Source organism: Nonomuraea fuscirosea (assembly GCF_035917475.1).
GTDB lineage: Bacteria > Actinomycetota > Actinomycetes > Streptosporangiales > Streptosporangiaceae > Nonomuraea > Nonomuraea fuscirosea.
The window spans coordinates 2197341-2217930 of sequence record NZ_CP109074.1; the positions used below are offsets into that span (position 1 = coordinate 2197341).

Consider the following 20590-nt stretch of genomic DNA (forward strand, 5'->3'; position numbering starts at 1 on the left):
TCCCGAAAGGATCAGGGTGCGGCCACCGTGCTCAGGGCTGTCATCACGGTGTCCAGGGGAACAGCCACCAGGGGATGACCGCTGGCGGCCAGGACCGGTTCGGCGACGCCCTTCAGCAGCACCATCGGCACCTCGTCGGGGGCGCACTGAACATATCCCCGCTTGTTGTCCGCTGCGAGCACCTGGCGCATTCGCGCGAAGTCCAAGCCGCCCAGCCGCGAGCGGGGGTCCGGCAGCCCCAGGTGGGACACGATCTCGCGGTGATGGGCCACCTCGGCCTCGTCCATGTACCCGAGCGATCTGCTGACCTCCGCCGCGACGAGCATCCCCCAGGCCACCGCTTCGCCGTGGCGGATGACTCCCTTGGAGACGAACTCGACGGTGTGGCCCGCTGTATGCCCGTACTCGAAAATGAGCGCTTCCTTACGTTCCTTCGGATCGGCGCGCAGCAGCGGCTCCTTGGTGTCGATCCCGATTCGCATGAGGCTCAACAGCGCGTCCGGCGCGGCTTCTTCGCCGAGCCGGCCGAGGGAGCGCAGCAGCAAGGTCTCGTGCTCAGGGGTGGCGATCAGGACGTTCTTCACCATTTCGGCCAGCCCGTTGACCAAGCCGCTACGTGGTCCCGTCGTCAGCCATTCGAGATCGCATGCGATGGCGGTCGGGCGTGCATAGCAGCCACAGAGGTTCTTTCCCCGGCGCAGGTTGACCGCTTGCTTGAGCGACAGCACCGAGTCGAAGGCGGCCACGGATGTCGTGGGCAGGTGGGCGAAGCGGACTCCCCGGTAGATAAGGGAGGCGGCGAGGCCGGCGATGTTCCCGGTCAGTCCACCACCCATCGCGAGGAAGAAGGATTCCCGTGTGAGTCGCCGGTCGACCGCGAAATCGATCACGGACTGCACGGCACCGAGTGTCTTGTTACGCTCCTCGGCGTCGAGGAAGTACACGTGCATGGTCATGTACTCGGCAAGCCGGTCGACGATGTCCTCGGCGAACTTCGCCACCGCCCGGTCGGCTATCAGCAGGCCCGCGTCAGCGTTCTTGAACTCGGCGGCGAGTGCGTTGACGAGATCATCCGCACAGCCGAAACCGTAATAATAGGGAATGGGTTCGTCACCCACAACGACACTACGCTCGAACACGGGCCGTCCCGATTCCTTCCGTGATCATGTATTCCGACTTGTCCGCGCAGGAGCCGCTGACCAAGAGGTCGGGCGGCGCGGTTCCAGTGCCGCGACGGCGGCTCCGAGGCCGAATGACATCTCGACCGCACAACAGACTGTTCTTCCGGGAGTCCGGGATCGCCGGAGGGTGGGCGGCACACTACGGCCTGGCGATATTGCGGACCTTGATGCGGGAGTATTCGAGGAGCCCCCAGTAGCCGTACTCCGTGCCCATGCCGGAGGACCGGTAACCGCCGAACGGCGCCTCGGCCCGCAGCGCTCCATGGGTGTTGATCCAGACCGTCCCGCAGTCGAGCCCTGTGGCCACCGACACGGCGTGCTCCTCGTCGCCCCAGACCGAGCCGCCGAGGCCGAACTCGGTGCCGTTGGCCCGGCCCACGGCCTCCTCCACCGTGTCGTAGGCGAACACCGGCAGCACGGGGGCGAACTGCTCCTCCGCTTCCAGCCGGGTGCCGCGGGGCAGACCGGTCACCACCGTCGGCGTAAGGAAGTGGCCGGGCAGGTCCGGTGTCCGGGAGCCTGGGAAGACCCGCGCGCCGGCGGCACGGGCCTCCGCGACCAGGGCCGTCGCCCGATCGAGCTGGGCCCGGCTGACCAGCGGGCCGTACTCGGTGCCCGCTAGCAGCCCGTCGCCCAGCCGGGCGGCGGCCGCCAGATCGGCCAGGGCCGAGGTGAGCTGATCGGCATCGGGCGCGGGGACGTAGATCCGTTTGATCGCGGCGCAGAATTGGCCGTTGTTCACCATGGCGGCGGCGAAGATGCGGGGCGCGAGCGCGGTGACGTCGGCGTCCGGAAGGACGAGGCAGGCGTCATTGCCACCGAGCTCAAGGACGACGCGCTTGAAGCTGTCCGCGGCGGAGCGTGCGATCGCCCGGCCGGCCGGCACCGACCCGGTGAACGAGACCAGGCCGATCTCCGGATGTTCGGTCAGTGCCGCCCCGGTGGCAGGACCGCCGCAGACCGAGTTGCAGACCCCGGCGGGGAGCACCTCGCCGAGCAGCTCCGTCATCCGCAGGCTGGCCAGCGGCGTGACCTCGGAGGGCTTCAGGACGACGGCGTTGCCGGCCAGCAGAGCCGGAGCGACCTTGGTGACCGCCAGGATCAGCGGAAAATTCGACGGCGCCACCGCCGCGACCGCCCCGTAAGGGACGTGCTCCATGGATACCAGGGCTCCGGGCTCGTTGACCAGGTCCTCGCTGGGCAGCGCGAGGGCGGCGGTGTGTCCGAACCAGTCGGCGGCCAGAGTGGCCTCGCCGCGCGCGTCGGCGAGCGGCTTGCCCTGTTCGAGCGTCAGCAGCCGGGCGAGCTCGTCGACGTGCCGGTGCAGCAGCGTGCGGCAGTCCCGCAGCAGCTGGGCCCGCTCGGCGAACGACAGGGCCGACCAGCCGGGGAAGGCGGCGACGGCTGCGTCCACCGCACGATCGACGTCCTGCGTCGAGGCGGCCGGCGCGCGCGCGAACACCTTCGCCCGGGCCGGGTTCTCGACAGGCAGCGTCGCCGCCCCGCGGGTGACCCGACCACCGATGGTCATGCCGACGTCCACGACTACCTCCCTGCTTCGCCTCGGTACCGGTGGTGCCTAGACCGGTGCACAGCCGGGAGACCGGTGCGCAGCCGGGGAGACCGGTGCGCAGCCGGGGAGACCGGTACACAGCCGGGCGGCCGGTTTCGAGTCTTGGTCAAGTCCGGTCCGGCGGGCAGCCCCACTTTGCGGTATGGCCGTTGGTACAGCCTCCTGGGCGCCCATCCGCGCCTTGGCGGGCCAGGGCGTCCAGCGGCATCGTTGCCCATGCTCCGCGCGCGCCGCTGGCCAGGACCGAAAGAGGGACAGGATGGATTTCGCGGGACGGCTCAAGCGAGACCTGGTCGGCCGCGCCGAAGCGCGTTTCGTCTATCTGAACAACTTCGAGGTGGAGCGCAGCTGGTCCGTCGGTGAACCCAAGCTGCCAGGGGCCGGCATCGCCTTCGCCGGTGTCACGGTCAACCGGATGGAGGAGATGGGGGTCCTGCTCGCCGAGGCGGAGGACACGGTCGTCCTCAAGGCACCCATGGACCAGGAGTACGCCGCCTATCTGTCCAGGGTCGGCGCGGCCGTCGGGCAGGTGGTGTGGGCGGAGAGCAGCGAGCCTACGCGTACCGTCACCGAGGACGCGCTGGCGTCCCCGCAGCTGATCAAGACGCTCCGGGGTCTCGCGGACGGGAACACCTATCTGATGCCGCTTGGGGTCTCGCCCGCCGAGGAGCGCCTGGCGGTGCGCACCGGACTGCCCTTGGCCGGCCCGGGCGCGGAGGTCTGCAAGGCGCTCAACGGCAAGGTCTACAGCCGCCGGCTGGCCGATGCCGCCGGACTGACCGTCGTGCCGGGCGAGGTCTGCGAGACCGTCGGCGAGCTGTCCGGCGCCCTCGCGCGGCAACTCGCCAGTGCCGGCCGGGCGGTGGTGAAGGAATCGTACGGGGTATCCGGTCGCGGCATGATCCTGGTACCGGACGAGCGGGCGGCGGCACGACTGGTGCGCCGGCTCGGCCGACGCGGCGAGCAGAGCCGGGCCGACTTCGTGGTCGAGTCCTGGATCGAGCGCGCGGAGGACCTCAACTACCAGTTCATCGTGAGTAGATCGGGTGACGTCCGGTTCGAGACGGTGAAGGCCGCGGTGCTGCGGAACGGGGTGCACCAGGGCCACCGCTTCCCGGTGGACCTGCCCGCGGCGACGACGGCCGAACTCCACCGAGCCGCGGGGCTGATCGGCCGGCAGCTGCACGCCGACGGGTATGCCGGACTGGTCGGTGTGGACGCCCTGCTCGGCCCAGACGGCACCCTGTACCCCTGCCTGGAGATCAACGCCCGTTTCAACATGTCGACCTACCAGAACCGTATCGCCGAGCGGTTCATCCCCGAGGGGCGGCATGGGATCGCGGCGACGATCGAGCTGAGACCGTCCCGGGTCCATGGCTTCGGCGAGATCGCCGACGCCCTGGGGGATGTGCTCTTCGACGGTAGCGGGACCTCGGGCGTGCTGGTCAACAACTTCGCCACGCTCAACGCGGCGGCCGTCGCCGAAGGGCCTTTCCGCGGCCGGATATACGTGGTCTGTGTGGCCGAAAGCCCGGACGAGGCGCTGTCCCTGCGGGCCGAGACCGAGCTGAGACTGAGGAAGCTGGCGGAGTCCTGAGAGGGCATGGCGGTTCAGGTGTCTCGCCAGGTTGAGGTGGTTCGTCGGGTGAGGTGGTCGATCAACGCGATGCGGATCACGGTGGCGGAGTTTCCGATGGCGCGAAACGCCGGATCGAGCGTCAGGGCTGCGACAAATGCGACACGCAAGAAGGAGATGCAATGGGTCGACCGACATCAGGCTTCACGCATGCCGAGTACACCAGGCTTGTCGACGAGGAGAAATACCCGGATACCCCTTTGGTCCCGCTCGACGAACCCTTCGTCAATTCTTCGGGGAGGATCTTGAACGTCCTTCTTAAAAGATTCACCTCGGCGGCCTGGATCGAGAGCAACGCCGGTTCTCTACGGGCAAACCATTACCACAAGACCGACTGGCATTATTCGTTCGTCGCCTCCGGCACCGTGGTGTACGGGTGGCGGCCGTCCGGCAGCACCGCGCTGCCAGAGGTGTCCGAGTTCCACGCCGGGCAGTTGTTCTTCACGCCGCCGCTGGTCGAGCATGTCATGTACTTCCCGGTACCGACGACCTTCATGACTTTCGCGCGCAATCTGCGGGACCACGTGTCCCACGAGAGTGATGTGGTGCGGGTCGACCCGCTCTTCTCGGTGGTGTGGTCGGAAACAGCAGGTACGTTCACCTACAAGATCAACGGTCCCGATCGGCGGTCCTCGCCCGCCGGGGGCCCGCTTTCATGAGTGTGATTGCCCATCGCCGGGTCTGCGCCCTGTGCGGGAGCGACACCGCCGACAAGATCGCCTTGTCCCTGCCGCCGACACCCTGTGCCAACGAATTCCTCGAGCGGCCCGCCCGGCAGGACGTCTTCCCGCTCGACCTGCAACTCTGTGCCGCCGCCGACTGCGGGCACCTGCAACTCGAGGCGGTCGTCGACCCGACGCGCCTGTTCGACGACTACGTCTACGTCTCCGGGACCTCGCCTGTCTTCGTGGCCCACTTCGCGGAATACGCCCGCCAGGCGGCAGAGACGGCAGGATTGGGCCCGGGCTCACTCGTCGTCGACATCGGCTCCAACGACGGCACGCTTCTGGCCCGATTTCTCGAGAATGGCATGACCCGGGTCCATGGCGTGGAACCGGCCGGCAGGATCGCCGCCGCCGCGGTCGCCCGCGGCATTCCCACGACCAACGCTTACTTCGACCGGCGGGTTGCTCAGGCGCTGCGTGCCGAGCTCGGTCCGGCTCAACTCGTGACGGCGAACAACGTCTTCGCCCATATCGCGGATCTGGAGCACACGGCTCTGAGCGTCGGTGATCTGCTCGCACCGCACGGCGTCTTCATTTTCGAGGTGTCCTACCTTCTCGACGTCGTGGAGCAGGGATTGTTCGACACCATCTACCACGAGCACCTCTCCTACCATGCTGTTCGTCCTCTCATCGGATTCTTCGCCCGCCTGGGTATGACCCTGTTCGATGTACAGCGGGTTCGCGCTCACGGCGGATCGATCAGGGTGTACGTTTCAGCCGAGTCACGACCCGTAAGTGCCCGGGTCGCGGAACTGGTGGAGTTGGAAATCTCGGCAGGACTTTTCCTTCCCGAGACCTACTCCGTCCTCCGGAAACAAATCGCCGCGCGCGCCTCCGAACTCCGTGCGCACCTGGCCGCCCTGCGTAGCGAAGGAGCTCGCTTCTGCGGGTACGGAGCTCCAGCGAAACTCACCACGATGATGTACGCCCTCGAACTGGACCGCGACGACGTCGAGTTCGTCGTCGATGACAGTCCTCTCAAGCGCGGGTTGTACACCCCCGGCACCCACATTCCCGTCGTCGGTTCCGACCACTTGGCGGCGGTGTCCGGCAAGGGATTCTGGTGCGTCGTGTTCGCGTGGAACTTCTACGACTCGATTGTGGCCCGCCACAGCGACTGGGCGGGCAATTGGATCAACCCCCAGGTCCGTGCACTCACCGGCTGACGAGCACAGGAGTGGCAACCGATGGCATACTTACTTGAGGACGACATCCGGGAACTTGTTTCGGCACTGGGTGACAACGTGCATCTGTTCACCGGACGTCGGGTGCTGATCACCGGGGCGAACGGTTTCCTGGGCCGCTACCTCGTCGCGTTCTTCCGCCACCTGAACACCACGACCCTTGCGGGACCCTGCCAGGTGACAGCTCTGGACAACTGCCTGACCTCCGGCAAGAGGCCGGACGAGATGCAGGATGACCCGTACATCACCTTCGTCGAGCATGATGTGTCTGAACCCTTCGAGTTGTCCGGCGGCGTTGACTACATCGTCCACGCAGCCGGCATCGCGAGTCCCCACTACTACCGCAAGTTCCCGTTGGAGACCATGGACGTCTCCAGCCGAGGGCTCCGTACGATGTTGGAGCTGGCGCAGGTTCACGGGGCGAAACTGCTTTTCATGTCGTCCTCCGAAATTTACGGCGACCCGGACGCGCAGCACGTCCCGACCGGCGAGGACTACAACGGCAACGTCTCCTGCCTCGGCCCGCGAAGCTGCTACGACGAATCCAAGCGTTTTGGGGAAACGCTGCTGCGAGTCTTCCACGAGAACTATGGCGTGGAGGCCGTCATCGTGCGGCCGTTCAACATCTACGGACCGGGTTTGCAGCGCACCGACTATCGGGTCATGCCGAACATCGCCGAATGCTTGGTGGCCGGTCGGGTGGTCAACATCTACGGCACCGGCCGCCAGACACGCACCTTTTGTTATGTCACCGACGCCATCAGAGGTGTGCTTTTGGCGCTGCTGCACGGCCGCTCGGGCGAGGCGTACAACGTCGGCTCGGCGACGCCGGAAATTTCGATGGTCGATCTGGTCGCCGCGGTGCGCGAGCAGATCCCGATGTCCGGCCTGCGGTACCAGATCGTCGACTACCCGCACTCTTACCCGGCCAGCGAGCCGATGCGGCGCTGCCCCGACCTGACCAAGGCCTATCAGCATCTGGGATATGAGCCATACGTCGAATTCACCGACGGACTGCGCAGATTCTTCGGCTGGGCGCAGGACACCTACCGGTGAACGCTGCCGAGCAGCTCCGGATCGGCTTGATCGGCACCGGACGGTGGGGATCGCGGTACCTCGCCACTATTGGCCGACTGTGGCCGGAATCGGAAGTGATGGTCTCTGACACGGCGGGCCGCGGCGGACCAGGACCACCCGGCCCGGTGCGGTGGCCGACTCCGGCGGCACTGGTGACATCGGCTCGAGTGGACGGCATCATCGTGGCCTCGCCGGCCTCGACCCATGAGCCCGTTGTGACCGGCATCCTGAACCGGGGAATCCCGGTCCTGGTGGAGAAGCCATTGACGGCCGACCTGCTCGGCACGGTACGTCTGTGCTCCCACGCCCGGCGCAGCGGCACACCCATGCTCGTCGGTCATCAGCACCTGCGTGCCCCGGCATATCAGGAGCTCCGCCGACTCATCCGCGGTCGTGCCATCAAAGAGATCCGTTGTGTTGCCGGCGGGAACGGCCCGATCCGCGCCGACTGCAACGCGCTGTGGGACTACGGCCCCCACGACCTCGCCATGGTGCTCGATCTCGTGCGTGCCGCCCCGATGACGGTCCAGCACGCACAATGCCGGGTTCACGGGCCGGGCGGTGAGGAATGGACCGCTGACCTTCGTGCGGGCGCCACCGCGGTGCGCCTCGAACTTTCCAACACGGTAGAGGAGAAGACACATCGGCTGTCGGTCACCACCGCCGACGGAGATTCTCTCGTGTATGACGACTTCTCCGGCCATCGGCTGCGAGTTGACGGCGTACCGGTCGAGGTGTCCGATGAGTTGCCGCTGGACCGGCAGGTCCGGCAGTTCGTCGCCCTGGTCCGGGGAGGTCCGGGCGGCAAGGACCCGGACGAATTTGATCTCGCCGTGGCGATTGCCCAGGTACTGCGGGACATCAGTGACGCGGCAGTGCTCAGTTCGCGGTCCCGACGGTGACGCCGACCGTGCCGTTATCCGAATCAAGAGGGAAGAGCCATGGCAGCAGGCACACACCCGTCCGCCGCGACGGGTAACGCGTGGAACCTCCGTGCCGCTGCGGCGTCCGTGGTGGAGCGTCCGGCTCATCGCCCCGTTCGGGTTGCGGGTCTGGCCGGATACGTCGATCCGCTTGGCGTGCGACCGGGACAGGTCTTGCGTATCCATCTGAACGCACCGGCGGCATACAAGATCGCTGTGGGTAAGCTAGGCCACAAGGCACTGGTACAGCCGGAGCCGGACGACGACGGCGACCGCGCGGACGTGCGGTGGCTGGCGTCGCTCGCCTCGGCCGGCGCCGCCCGGCACGACGTCTATCCAGGGTCGTACGCGCGGATGGACGATCCCGGCATCGACCGACCGGCCACGATCTCCGCGTGGGTCCGGCTCGGCGGTCTGCCCGCCACAACGGAGACATCCAGCTGGGCCGCGATCATCAGCCAGATGGACTACCCAGACCGGTGCAGCTGGGCCTTGGGGGTCGACGCCGACGGCAGGCCCCGCTGTTACGCGGGTGACGGGGCTCGTCATGACCGCGTCTTCTGGTGTTTCGCCGAGGTGAGTTTGCGGCGACGGTTGGACGAGTGGGTCCACCTCACCGCGACGATCGACGACGACCGGGTCCGCCTGTGGGTGGACGGTACTGTCGCTGGCGAAGGCCGCGCCGCCCGTCCGGCGCGGCAGGGCGGAGCCACCGGTCAGCCCCTGCGGATCGGCGCCGCGGGCGAGAGCGGCGTAGCGGATCACCTCCTCGATGGTGACGTGAGCGATGTGGCGCTGTTCTCCCGGCCTCTGAACGCTGACGAAGTCTTGGCGCTGACGAAGAATCGCGCGGCGGCTCCCCTCGTCGAAGTGGGGCGGGAGTCGCTGGTCGCCCATTGGCCGCTCCGCGAAAGGAGGGGCACGCACATCCAGGACGTCGGCGGGAACGGCCTCACCGGCGTCCTGGTCAACGCACCCGTCCTCAATCTCCCCGGTCCGCCTTCCTCTCCCGCCGCAGGCCGGGCCGGCTACGACCCAGACGCCGATCCCCGGCGTGGCGGCTGTATCCGGTTCTCCTCCGACGACTTGGTCGACTGCGAGTGGCCCGCGGCAGCCGAACTCGTCGTCCCGGACGATGCGGACAGTGGTACCTACTACGTCAGGGTGACCTTGGCCGGCGCCGACGATCCGGTGGAGCTGCCGTTCGTCGTGGTGCGGCCGACGCCGCGACGCCCCCGGTCGGTAGCCCTGCTCTTCGCGACGTTCACGTGGACCGCCTACGCCCGCCGAGCCACCGACGGCGTACATGTCCCGGGGCTCATGTCCTCGGCATACACCCGGAACGTAGGCGGACGGTTGTTCTTCAACCTTGGTATGCGAATGCCGCTTCCGCGCGTCCAGCCGTTCCGGCACCGGACGCATTTGCGCGACGCAACGCTGCACCAGCACCTGGTGCGGCCGGAGCGCCAGACCGAGGCCTGGCTCGCCGAGCAGGGGTACGCCTATGAATGCATCACCGACGCCGAGCTCGACGCCGAGCCGGCCCTGCTCGACCGGTTCGCGGCTCTGATGATCGTCGGCCATAACGAATACTGGACCGATCGCATGCGCGACGGTGTCGAAACCTACTTGCGTGGCGGCGGAAAGGTGCTCAGTCTCAGCGGCAACACGGCCTTCTGGCGGGTCAGTTACGACCCGCGGACGAGGGTCCTCGAGACCCGCAAGACCTCCCTGGGCGATGGCCTGGACGATGCCTGGCTGCCACCCGAACGGTGGGCAGAACGCTGGCATACCGACGGTCACCCCGGCGGCCAGTGGTCCCACCTGGGCCGACCGGCGAGCGAACTGCTCGGGCTGGAGTCGCTCGGGTGGATCGACAGCGGCGACGAGACGGCCTACGCACCCTTCACCATCTGTGCGCCCGACCACTTCCTCATGCAGGAACCGGAAAAGGTTCCGCTGGAGGATGGTGCGTTCATCGGCACCCGGTCGCACGACGGGCCGGCGGTCAGTGGCTACGAAATGGACGGGCTGCCGCAGGCACTGGGCAAACCGGCCCTCGATCCCGAAGGGCTCACCATTCTTGGGCACGCCGACCATGGCCCACGCTTCGTTGCCCATTGGGGCGTGCAGGCCGGTTACGGAGCCGACCTGATCCTGTGGGAACGCCCAGCCGGAGGAATCGTCTTCAACGCCGGAGCCACCAACTACCCCGGAGCGCTCGCTGCCGATCCCGGCATCCAGACATTGACCCGCAACGTCCTGCACTACATGGGGGTCGGGCATCGCAGCCCACGCCAGCTGTCCGAGAAACGTCGACTTCAGGAGGATGTGTGTCCACAGTAGAGCATGAACGCGGGATCTCGGTCGTCGTCCCCGTCAAGGGCCGGGTACCGCAGATGCGTGCGCAGCTGGCCTCGCTGCGCGCGGCCATGGATCGCAGTCCCGAGCCCGCGGAGGTGCTCGTCGTCGACGACTCCGAACCGGCCGATGCTGCGGGTCACCAGCTCAACTGCCGGGAGTTCGGCGCGAGGTACGTGACCGGTCCCCGCCACGTCGGCGCGAAACGCAACCTAGGCGTCGCGCAGGCCCGATACGACCTTATTCTGTTCACAGATTCCGACTGCAGGGTTCCCCCGGAGATTCTTGAACGCCACGTGAAGACGCTGCGCGGCGCGGACCCCTCCGTAGGTGGTGTCGCGGGTCCGACCTTCGTGGAGCACAGTGAGGCGCCGACGTACCGGTTCATGCGCTGGTCCAAGTTGCTCAACGACGACCTGGAACGTCCTCGGCGGCGGGCGACGGTCACCTGGGCGACGACGACCAACCTGGCGGTGCGCCGGAAGGCATTCGAAGAGGTTGGTGGCTTTCCGTCGGAAAGTCTCACGATTGTCGGTGGTGAGGACGTCGACCTCGGCATCAAGATGTCCGATGCCGGCTACACAACCGTGTGTGACCCGGAGACGGTGGTCATCCACGACCACGCCAGCACAGACTCCCTCGCCACGGCGTGCCGACGACTCTTCACCTACGGGCGCTCCGAACAATGGCTGTGCACGATCCACCCGAGCCACAGGCGCCCCGTGTTGAACGCCTTCACTCTGGCGACGGCGGCCGCAGCGGTTGGAATTGTGCTCGTTCCGCGCACCGGGGGTCGCAGCCTACTTGCGGTGCCGATGGCCCTGGGTCTCGTGGCCGGCGCGCGTGCCCGGCGGCTGCGCGGTACGGATCGGTCGGCTCGAGCCGCCGTGGAGACGTTCGCGTGCGCTTCGGTAGATCTGCTGTTCGACCTTGGTGGCTTCGTCGCCGCGTTTGAACTTCGCCGCCCCGGCATGTTGTTCACCGGTCTGCGGCCGGCCGACGCCGACTGAGGTCTTGGCGAGTGCGGCGACCGGCAGCCACTGACGGCGCAGCCCGGGCATCGCCTGCCGCTACCGCGCCACCATCCAGATCGCCGACATCATGATCTTGTTACGCGGCCCGGCCCGACCGGTCCACCGCTTCGATGGTTCAGTTTCTGCGCGGCCGTGTCCGGGTGGCGGGATAAGTGGCGAGTGGTGGGGATCAGGGCGGCTGCGGCGGGAGCCACGAAACACACGAGCGCGCAAACGGCCAGCACCGGTCGCCAGCCGAAGGTCTCGACGGCGGGGCCAGAAAGGCCAGGCCGGCCGGGGCCAGACCGTAGGAGACCAGGAAGTCCAGCGAGGACACCCGGGCCGGCAGGCGCGGCTCGACCTCGCGCTGCGTGGCGGTGAACCGGGCACGTTGAACAGATCGATGCCCAGACCGGCGATCGCATGAGCGGCGAACACCACCGCAGGGTGCACGGGCACCAGCAGTGCGAGCGGTGCGAAGCCGTAGCAGGCCAGCCAGCCCCGTCCGCGCGGCCGCGCCCTGTGCGCGGGGGCGTCGGGGCCATGAGGACGGTTCCGGCCAAGGCGCCGACGTTGTGCACGGTGAGCGCCCCGGCGAGCACGACCTCGGTGCCGCACCGATCCCTTCTGATCAGCGGGAGCGCCACCCCGTGGCCGAGTAGCCGGTGCAGATGACGGCCGTCAGTGCTCCCAGGCCGGCGAGGAACCACGGATGCCGGCGCGCCTCGCGTACGCCCTCGCCGAACTCCTTGAAGAACGCGACAGTACCGCCGGTCTCCGGCGCGCGCCGCCCGCGCGGGGGCAGGATCGCGGCGAGGAGCCAGAGCAGGCCGGCGCCGATCAGCAGCATCCAGGCGTCCAGCACGGTCGCGAGCAGCGTGGTCGCCGACGGGGCGCGCAGGGTGGTGACGCGAACGGCCAGGGTGATGGCGGCGTCGGCCTGCTGACGGCGCTCGCTCTCGACGACCTCGGCGGTGAGCGCCTGGAAGGCCGGTCGGCAGGCACCCTGGCCGGCGCCGACGATGGCCGCGACAAGCCTCGGCGATCCGGTACCGCGGGCGGCCGTACTCGGCGATCAGGTCCTGCCGGAGCCGTACCAGCTCGTCTTTCACCTCGCCCTTGTCAACGGGGAAGAACACGTCCGTACGGGCGATGGCTTTGGCCGCCTGCCGCCTCGTTCTGCGACCGGATCCACGTCATGGCGAACGGCCGGGGCGTCACCGACGGGCCACCCGCCCAGGTGCTCACCCCCGCCCTGCTCGCCGAGGTCTACCACGTGGACGCCGAGGTGGCCCGCCATCCCAGCACCGGTGTCCCGCAGATCCGCGTTGTCCCCGGCCTCAGGGCCACCCCGTGACCTCCCCGTCCCATCGCCTGCGGTCGGGTCGTTCGGGATTGTTCAGGGTCTTCTGCGCGCCCTCGGAGCGGCACTCGGCGTCTGGGCACTGACGCTGCTCGCCCGCTCAACGCGGGCTCAACACGTTCTCAACACCCCCGGCGCACTCTAGGGATCGCCAGTCGACGTCAGATGGGGGAGAGACGAGTGGTGGACAGGCCGAGAGCGACAGCGTCCCTTCTCTCGCTGGTCCTGGCGGCGAGCCTCGCCGGCTGCGCCTCGGCCGCCGAGGAGCGCGGGGTGGGCGAAGCCGCCGGTCGGCGAGCTTCGGAGACCGCGATCAGTGCGGACTTCACCCAGCGGGACATGATCATCACGGCTGTCTGTTCGCGAGGGAACGGCAGCGTCGTCACCCTCGACGGCTGGCACCCGCGAAGCTGGAAACACCTGGCGCACGCGGAGTTCCGGCTGCCGGACACGGCGGTTGCCGAGCACGACTCATCGGAGCCCAACACCGCCGTGAGGCGGCTGTGCGAGCCCGATGAGCTGCCCACTGACGCCGGGGATGTGACAGTCGTCCGATCGCTCTTCGACCAGGACTTCACGAAGATGGCCGTGGTCACCGAGGATCAGCGGACCGGAGCCACTCATGTCGGTTATGTCGACCGTACGGGCAAATTTACTGATCTGACGGGGAATCAGGACTTCGGCAACACCCCGCACGAGCACAACGCGGCCTTCGCCCGGGACGGGAGCGCGGTCTGGTTCACGTACGAGGTGACCGACGAGCCCGGGACCTCGACCAAGGACCGGATCGCGAGCCGCGCGCTCGCCGGGGACCACAGGCTGGTCGACCGGTTCGAGGTCAGCACGGCCCAGAACCTCGTCATGGTGGGGAGTACGCCGAGCCAGGCGGTGATGGCCAACAGCGCCTTCCTCTCGCCGGACGGCCGACACCTGCTGGCCGAAGGTTACGTGCTGGACGTTCCGGCGCAGGCCCAAGGGGTGGGCCCGGACCTCGTGGAGAAGGGCAGATACCTCGCCTGTGATTACGGCTGGCTCGACGACGACACGGTGCTGTGCGGTGAGAACGGCAGGTACGCCGCGCTCGACATCGCCCCTGGGGCGAAGCCCGGGCCGCCCATACTCCCCAGCAACGACCACCGCAACAGCGCCATGGTGATCTCCCCGGACGGCGGGAGGTTCGCGTTCCTCTCCCAGAAGGGGGCCGCGCTGGATTACTACCTCTGCGACACCAAGCCGGGATCAACACCTCAGAAGGTCGAGCGAACCGGGAAGTTCTCCACGCTCGGCGACACCGCCGCCTTCATCGAATGGCGCTGAGCACGCACGATGAGTGCGTTGCCGGCGGGGAAGGCTTGCATGCCCGGCTTCGGCCGGGCTCGGGCTGGAAAGTATCCGGGCTCTGTCCAAAGCCGGCGCATCGGTGACCGTCGCCTCCTGGGATCCCCACTTCGGCGACAAGGAAGGTGCGGCGCCGCTCGCGCCCTCAGGACGGGCTCCGGTCGCGAGTCGCGGCTCCCGAATCCGGTCGGCACCTGTTCGGCCTGCTCCATCATGTCGGTGACGATGTCCGCGCGACTGGCTTGATGTCGTGGATCAGGCCGACGTCCTGCCCCATGAGCCAGGGCATCTCCTCCCGGTCGGCCTCCGTCTCCGGGAGCGCCAGGAGCGGCGGGAACGTGCGTACCTGCGTCTCCTCGCCCTAGGCGACCGTGGCACCGACCCGTTGGGCACGGCTAAGACGATCACCTAGGACTCGACGGTCCGGGCGTGGTCGTGCCCGGGGCGTACGTGCCGTCGAGGTTGGTGGGCGGGGAAGGCGGCTCGGCACGCGAGCAGGGCCAGCGCGAAGGCCGGCAGCCAGGCCAGCCGGGCCGGGACCCAGGCCGGGTCGTCGGGGGCGGTGTGCAGACCCGGCAGGATGTGGCCGGTGAGCAGGCCGAGCGTGGTGACCGCGATCATGGCGGTCTGGTGCCAGAGGAAGATCGTCATCGCGGAGAGGTTCGCCAGCGCCACGAACGCCCAGACGGCGGGCCGCGACAGCATCCGCCGTAAGGGGGCGAGCAGCAGCAGCGCCGCTCCGCACTGGGCGAGGCCGAAGGCGACGGCCGCGAGCGTGGGCGGGGACTGGTTCGAGATCGGGGCGCCGGGGACTCCCACCATGGAGGCCGGGTAGCCGGCCCACAGCACGAGTGCGGTCGTGGCGGCGGCGCCGCCGAGCAGCAACGCCCAGCCGGTCGTCCGGGTGCGCAGGCGGTCGCGGGCCCAGGCCGCGCCCAGGCAGTACGGCACCAGCCACCCAGCCGCCAGGTTGACCCAGCCGATCCAGGCGGGCCCGCCCATGCCGAACCGGGTCAGATCGACGAGGGCGACCGTGGCGAGCGGCCACGCCGGGTGCAGCCGGGCCGCCAATGGGGTGAGCGCTGTCAAGGCGGCGAAGACCAGCAGGAACCACAGCGGCGACCACACCAGCTTGGCCAGCGCGTACACGGTCGCGAGGTCCGCCCCGAGGGCGAGCGGCACGACCGCTGCCGTCGTCCAGACCGCGAGCACGGCGGCGACCGGACGGAACAGCCGGGCCAGCCGCGTGCCCAGCCATCGCCCGTAGGTGACGTTCGCGGCTCGGACGCGGGCGTAACTCGTGGCGGCCGACTGCCCGCCCACCAGGAAGAAGAGCGCCATGGTCTGGAAGATCCAGGAGGCGGGGGCGAGGTAGGGCATCTGCCGCAACGGGCTGGCCACGCGTACGGTGCCGCTGTCGGCGACCAGCGCGGTCACCAGCCAGTGGCCGAGCACCACGCCGCCGATGGCCAGGGCACGCAGCGCGTCGAGGGCGCGGTCGCGGCCGGCGGGGGTCGCCGCCTCGACGCGCCGGACGAGCTCAGTGACCACCGCGCGCCTCGGCGGGGGGTTGTCCTGAGACGATGCGGGCGATGTTCGTCAGTGACGGGGATCCGGCCTTGAAGTAGTCGCTGTGCCCGCCGCCGCCGGCCACGAAGACCCGGGCGCCGAACCCGGCGGCGACCGGGTCGGTGCCGAACCCGACCGTGACGTACGGCAGGCGGAGCCGGGTGTGCGGCACCCGGGCGATCCAGTCACGGCTTCCCCGGCCGGCCCAGACGGTCGCCGGGGTGCGTAACGCGGCCACGTCGCCGGCGGTGACGCCGGGGCTGCCGATCAGCACGATGCCGGCGACGTCCAGCCCGGGGGCCGCCCGGGCGCAGACCACGCTGCCGTACGAGTGGCATACCAGGGTGATCCGGGCGGCCGGGTTGAGCTCGCTCACCTCCCGGACGAAGGCGCGCAACGCCGGCGCGGCCTCGTCGGCGCGGCCGGTGGTGAGGGACGCCAGGCTCACCGTGTCGGGAGTGCGGTAACCGAGCCAGGCGACGACCGCGGACCGGCCGCCGAGCGTCTGGCTCAGCCTCAGCGCGCTGCCGCGCAGAAGCCCGTACTTGTCGAGGTGGGTGTCGCCACCGGGCACCAGCACGGCCAGATGCTCGGCCGCCGCGAGGTCGCCGAAGACCTCGGCGGCCCGGCCGCCGTCACGGCCGTCGAAGGACAGGAACCGGCGCGCCGGGTCGGCCATCGCCCGCAGCAACGCGGCCCGCCGTCGGTGGCCGTAGCCGGCGGCCATCCGCTCGGCGGCCACGATGTCACCGCGAACGGCCGCGTAGCGCACGGCCAGACCCGCTGCGGCCGCCGTACGCGGCGAGGCCGAGACGGCGGGGACGGCCGGCGGGCGTGCAGTTTCGCTCAGTGGCGAGGCCGAGGCGGCGGGTACGGAGCCGGAGACGGCCGACGGACGTGCCGCTCGGCTGAGCGGCGAGGCCGAGACCGCAGGGACGGACGACGAACGTGCCGTTTCGCCGAGCGCTGCGCCCGGGGTGGTGGGTACGGGAGTGGGGACGGTCGAGGGACGTGCCGTTTCGCTGAGCGGTGAGGCCGAGGCGGTGGGGACGGGGGCGGGGACGGCCGATGGGCGCGCTGCCTCGCTCAGCGGCACCGCCACCGAGGCGGCGATCGTCGCGGCCAGCAGGGTGCGGCGCAGCCGGGACACGTTGGCGTGGATCACCCGATCGACGGTGCCGCAGGCGGTGCCGGTGCCGCATCGGATCGTCGTCCACATTTTCGGGGATGCCGATAGCCCGTGGTCTTACACCCGTGGTCCGATGCGGCGGTTCCGGCCGCGCCGTTACGATCGCGAGCATGCACGTGATCCCGCCTCTGCCGCCGCTGAAGCGGGTTCCGCCCGGCGTCTGGACGGTTCTCGCCTGGTGGGCGGGCCTGGTGTTCACGTTCCTCATCCGGATCGGGCTCCCCGGCGAGTCCGGGCCGGCCGAACTGGCCGGGCCGTTCTTCTTCAGCTGGGACGGACTGGCCTGGCTGGTGGTGTCGACCGTGCTGACCCACCTCGCCGGTGCCCACCTGCGCCGGCGGCCGCTGAGGGCGATGGGGCTGCTGCTCGTCGCCGCGGTCTTCGCGTGTGTGCCTCTGGGCGTGAGCGAGATCCCCTTGGCGCAGTTCCTGGCGGCCGACGTCGCGCTGTCCTTCATCGCGGCCGAACGCGCGCGCCGTACCGGGATCCTCGCCCTGCTCGGCGCGCTCACCGTGCTGGCCGGCTATCTGACCACCCGGCTGCTGTTCGGCTGGCCCGCCGGCACCTCGGCGGAGCTGGCCGTGGCCATGACGGCGGTCATCGCCTGGCTGGTCGGCCACTCGGTCCGCCAGGCCCGCGAGCACGCCGCCACGCTCATCGCCACCGCCACCGCCCAGGCCGTCACCGACGAACGCCTGCGCATCTCGCGCGAACTGCACGACACGGTCGCTCACAGCATCGGCGTCATCGCCCTGCAGGCCGGCGCCGCCCGGCGCGTCATCGACACCCAACCGGCCCGGGCCGGCCAGGCGCTCGGAGACATCGAGACAGTCGGCCGGGAGACACTGTCCGGCCTGCGGCACATGCTCGGCGTCCTGCGCCAAAGCGAGCAGGGCCAAGGCCAGGGAGCACAGGGCCAGGGCCAGGGAGTGCGTGGCCAAGGCGTGCAGGATCGCGGGGTGCCGAGCCACGGCGTACAGCGCGACGGCGTGCAGGGCTACGGTGTAAAGGGTCACGGGGTGCCGAGTGAGGGTGACCAGGACCAAGGAGAGCAGGACCAAGGCGTGCAGGGCCAAGGCGTGCAGGACCACGGCGTGCCGCGTTACGGCGAGCAGGAACAAGGCGGGCAGCGTTACGGGGTGCAGGGGCAGTTGGCTGGTGGGGCGCCTGGTCTGTCGGAACTTGATCGGCTCGTGGCGATGACGACGGACGCTGGTGTGCACGTCGAGGTGCGTCGGCTGGGCGAACGGCGTCCGCTGCCGCCGGAGATCGACGTCTCGGCCTACCGCATCATTCAGGAGGCGATCACCAACGTCGTGCGGCACGCCGACACGAGCCGGTGCCGGGTGTCGATCGACTACCGGGACGACGAGCTGGCCGTCGAGATCCTCGACGAGGGACGCGGCCCCCGTCGCAGGCCGGAGGGCGGTTACGGCCTGGTCGGGATGCGGGAGCGGGCCAACCTGCTGCGGGGGAGCTTCTCCGCGGGACCGCGTGCCGAGGGCGGCTTCCTGGTCGCGGCCAGCCTGCCCCTGAGCGCGGAGGTGCGATGACCGTCCGCGTCGTCCTGGCCGACGACCAGCCGCTGATCCGGGCGGCCCTGCAGATGGTCATCTCCGACGCCGCCGACCTCGAACTCGTCGGCGAGGCCGCGACCGGGCTCGACGCCGTCCAACTGGTCGGGGAGCTGGACCCTGATGTCGTGGTGATGGACATCCGCATGCCCGTCATGGACGGCATCGAGGCCACCCGGCTGATCGCCCAGGGCTCCAGTGGGGCCAGCGTCATCGTCCTGACCACGTTCGACGAGGACGACTACGTCTACGGCGCGCTCCGGGCGGGCGCGTCAGGGTTCCTGGTCAAGGACATGGCCCTGGACGACATCCTCACCGCGATCCGGGTCGTGGCCGCCGGCGACGCCCTGATCGCGCCGGGCGTCACCCGGAGACTGATCGAGACGTTCGCCAACCATCCCGCACCCGATCGCGCCCAACATCCCGGACCCGATCCCAGATCGGGTCCCGTGTCGAGTTCCAGATCGGGTCCTGTGTCGGGTTCTGCGCCGCATCGAGCGTCCGATCGCGCATCGGGGGAGTTGGAGGGGGTCACGGAGCGTGAACGTGAGGTGCTCACGTTGATCGCGCGCGGACTGACCAATAGCGAGATAGCCGCCGACCTGGTCATCAGTGTCGCCACCGTCAAGGCGTACGTGGGACGGCTGCTGACCAAGCTCGATGCGCGTGATCGGGTTCAGCTCGTCATCCTCGCCTACGAGGCGGGTCTGGTGGCGCCGTCGAAGTGATGGTCAACGTCTGCATTGCGCACCTGGCACCACACACCTGCCTTCGCGTCACCTGGCACCGCGCACCTGCCACCACGCACTTGCCGCCGCCACCTGGCACCGCGCCAGCTGGCTCCGCATAGGCCGACGCTGGTCTGATCTGGGCGTCGTGCGGGGTTCAGCCTGGTGGGATTCTGGGTTTCTTGATGGCTGCGGGGGTTACCGCGACCGGGCACCAGGCTTCGAGTAGTGCGGTCTGGGTGACCGGGCCCAGGAGCAGGGTGGGGGAAGATTCGTTGCCGCGGTTGCCGAGTACGAGGAGGGTGGCGTCTCTGGCTGCGTCGAGCAGGGCGCGTTGGGGGCGTTCGGTGACGAACTCGGTGATCACCGGTACGTCGGGGCGCCTCTGGGCCAGGTGTGCGGTGACCTCGCGGAAGCGGGCCTCGGCTCCCCGGCGCAGTGCGCGGGAGTCCACGAACGGGAGCGGTTCCGGCCAGGACGACGATCCGCAGTCGGCCCAGCAGCACAGCGCCGTCACGGTGCCGAGGCGCAGCGCGGCCTCGTCCAGGGCGAGATCGAGGGCGGCGAGGCCGGCGGGTGAGCCGTCCAGGCCGACCACGATCCTGGCGTCCGGGCCGGTCCGTGGCTGGAGCTCCGGGCGTACGACGACGACCGGGCCTGAGCAGTGCGCGGCCACCTGGACCGCGGCCGATCCCACCTCCAGGCCGTCGAACCCGCCCTGCCCGCGCAGCCCCAGCACCGTCAGCTCCGCCGCCCGCCCGACCTCCAGGAGCATCGCGGAGGGTGAGCCCCGGCCGAGGATGCGCCGGACGTCCACGTCGGGGGCGAGCTCACGGGCCCGGCGGACGCCATCGTCCACGACCTCCTGGGCCACCTGGTCGATTTGCGCCATGAGCTCGTCGGAGAGGGGCTTGAGGGCGTACGGCCAGTGCAGGGCGTGGCAGACCAGCACGGGGAGACCGCGCAGCCGCGCTTCCTCGACCGCCCAGATCAGCGCGTGCCGGCTCTCGGGCGAGTCGTCGTAGCCGACCAGGACGGGCCGGTCGGCCAGGCCATCGCTCATCTCGCCGCCTCCCTGAGCGGAACCGTCTGCTCTTCCTGAGCGGATCCGTTGCTCATGAGCGGATCCGTCTGCTGCTGGGCTGATCTGTCTGCT

General features: G+C 69.3%; 17 protein-coding genes. 11 read left to right on the plus strand and 6 right to left on the minus strand.

Annotation, left to right across the window (positions count from 1 at the left end; genetic code table 11):
• Positions 1-11 precede the first annotated feature (11 nt).
• Positions 12-1139 (minus strand): 3-dehydroquinate synthase family protein, encoded by a 1128-nt coding sequence (locus OIE67_RS09810; protein ID WP_326638764.1) that lies wholly within the window; start codon positions 1137-1139, stop codon positions 12-14.
• 181 nt (positions 1140-1320) lie between these two features.
• On the minus strand, positions 1321-2724 hold the full coding sequence (locus tag OIE67_RS09815) for an aldehyde dehydrogenase family protein (RefSeq protein ID WP_326638765.1): 1404 nt from the start codon (positions 2722-2724) through the stop codon (positions 1321-1323).
• A 289-nt stretch (positions 2725-3013) separates the two neighbouring features.
• On the opposite strand from OIE67_RS09815, the gene OIE67_RS09820 reads away from it, so the two are divergent.
• From OIE67_RS09820 to OIE67_RS09850, 7 genes are read left to right on the plus strand one after another with little or no spacing between them, the layout of a single operon-like run.
• Positions 3014-4351 (plus strand): preATP grasp domain-containing protein, encoded by a 1338-nt coding sequence (locus OIE67_RS09820; protein WP_326638766.1) that lies wholly within the window; start codon positions 3014-3016, stop codon positions 4349-4351.
• 53 nt (positions 4352-4404) lie between these two features.
• Positions 4405-5049, plus strand: a complete 645-nt coding sequence (locus OIE67_RS09825; RefSeq protein ID WP_326638768.1) for a hypothetical protein — start codon at positions 4405-4407, stop codon at positions 5047-5049.
• Positions 5046-6281 (plus strand): methyltransferase domain-containing protein, encoded by a 1236-nt coding sequence (locus tag OIE67_RS09830; RefSeq protein WP_326638770.1) that lies wholly within the window; start codon positions 5046-5048, stop codon positions 6279-6281. The genes OIE67_RS09825 and OIE67_RS09830 overlap by 4 nt, the downstream gene beginning before the upstream one ends.
• A 21-nt stretch (positions 6282-6302) precedes the next feature.
• Positions 6303-7355, plus strand: coding sequence for an NAD-dependent epimerase/dehydratase family protein (locus tag OIE67_RS09835; protein WP_326638772.1), 1053 nt, complete (start codon positions 6303-6305; stop codon positions 7353-7355).
• Positions 7352-8278, plus strand: a complete 927-nt coding sequence (locus OIE67_RS09840; protein ID WP_326638774.1) for a Gfo/Idh/MocA family protein — start codon at positions 7352-7354, stop codon at positions 8276-8278. The genes OIE67_RS09835 and OIE67_RS09840 overlap by 4 nt, the downstream gene beginning before the upstream one ends.
• A 39-nt stretch (positions 8279-8317) precedes the next feature.
• Positions 8318-10645 (plus strand): LamG domain-containing protein, encoded by a 2328-nt coding sequence (locus tag OIE67_RS09845; RefSeq protein WP_326638776.1) that lies wholly within the window; start codon positions 8318-8320, stop codon positions 10643-10645.
• Positions 10633-11670 (plus strand): glycosyltransferase family 2 protein, encoded by a 1038-nt coding sequence (locus tag OIE67_RS09850; RefSeq protein WP_326638778.1) that lies wholly within the window; start codon positions 10633-10635, stop codon positions 11668-11670. The genes OIE67_RS09845 and OIE67_RS09850 overlap by 13 nt, the downstream gene beginning before the upstream one ends.
• 634 nt (positions 11671-12304) lie before the next feature.
• Here the strand turns inward: OIE67_RS09850 and OIE67_RS09855 are convergent.
• Positions 12305-12538: a hypothetical protein gene (locus OIE67_RS09855; protein WP_326638780.1), complete on the minus strand. Its 234-nt coding sequence runs from the start codon at positions 12536-12538 to the stop codon at positions 12305-12307.
• 333 nt (positions 12539-12871) lie between these two features.
• Here OIE67_RS09855 and OIE67_RS09860 point away from each other — a divergent pair, with 333 nt between their 5' ends.
• On the plus strand, positions 12872-13030 hold the full coding sequence (locus OIE67_RS09860) for a hypothetical protein (RefSeq protein WP_326638782.1): 159 nt from the start codon (positions 12872-12874) through the stop codon (positions 13028-13030).
• A gap of 189 nt (positions 13031-13219) precedes the next feature.
• On the plus strand, positions 13220-14353 hold the full coding sequence (locus tag OIE67_RS09865) for a hypothetical protein (protein WP_326638784.1): 1134 nt from the start codon (positions 13220-13222) through the stop codon (positions 14351-14353).
• 429 nt (positions 14354-14782) lie between these two features.
• On the opposite strand, the gene OIE67_RS09870 is transcribed toward OIE67_RS09865, so the two are convergent.
• Positions 14783-15925, minus strand: a complete 1143-nt coding sequence (locus tag OIE67_RS09870) for an acyltransferase family protein (RefSeq protein WP_326638786.1) — start codon at positions 15923-15925, stop codon at positions 14783-14785.
• Positions 15915-17162, minus strand: a complete 1248-nt coding sequence (locus OIE67_RS09875; protein ID WP_326638788.1) for an alpha/beta hydrolase — start codon at positions 17160-17162, stop codon at positions 15915-15917. The genes OIE67_RS09870 and OIE67_RS09875 overlap by 11 nt, the downstream gene beginning before the upstream one ends.
• A gap of 80 nt (positions 17163-17242) precedes the next feature.
• Here OIE67_RS09875 and OIE67_RS09880 point away from each other — a divergent pair, with 80 nt between their 5' ends.
• Both OIE67_RS09880 and OIE67_RS09885 read left to right on the plus strand, forming a co-directional pair.
• Positions 17243-18685, plus strand: a complete 1443-nt coding sequence (locus tag OIE67_RS09880; RefSeq protein ID WP_326638789.1) for a sensor histidine kinase — start codon at positions 17243-17245, stop codon at positions 18683-18685.
• A complete protein-coding gene (locus OIE67_RS09885) occupies positions 18682-19434 on the plus strand; it encodes a response regulator transcription factor (RefSeq protein WP_326638790.1) in 753 nt (250 codons plus the stop codon). Before OIE67_RS09880 ends, OIE67_RS09885 begins: the two co-directional genes overlap by 4 nt.
• Before the next feature lie 157 nt (positions 19435-19591).
• Here the strand turns inward: OIE67_RS09885 and OIE67_RS09890 are convergent, their stop codons facing one another.
• The gene (locus OIE67_RS09890) at positions 19592-20497 is read right to left on the minus strand and encodes a universal stress protein (protein ID WP_326638793.1); all 906 of its coding nucleotides are present in this window, start codon (positions 20495-20497) and stop codon (positions 19592-19594) included.
• Between the last annotated feature and the right edge of the window lie 93 nt (positions 20498-20590).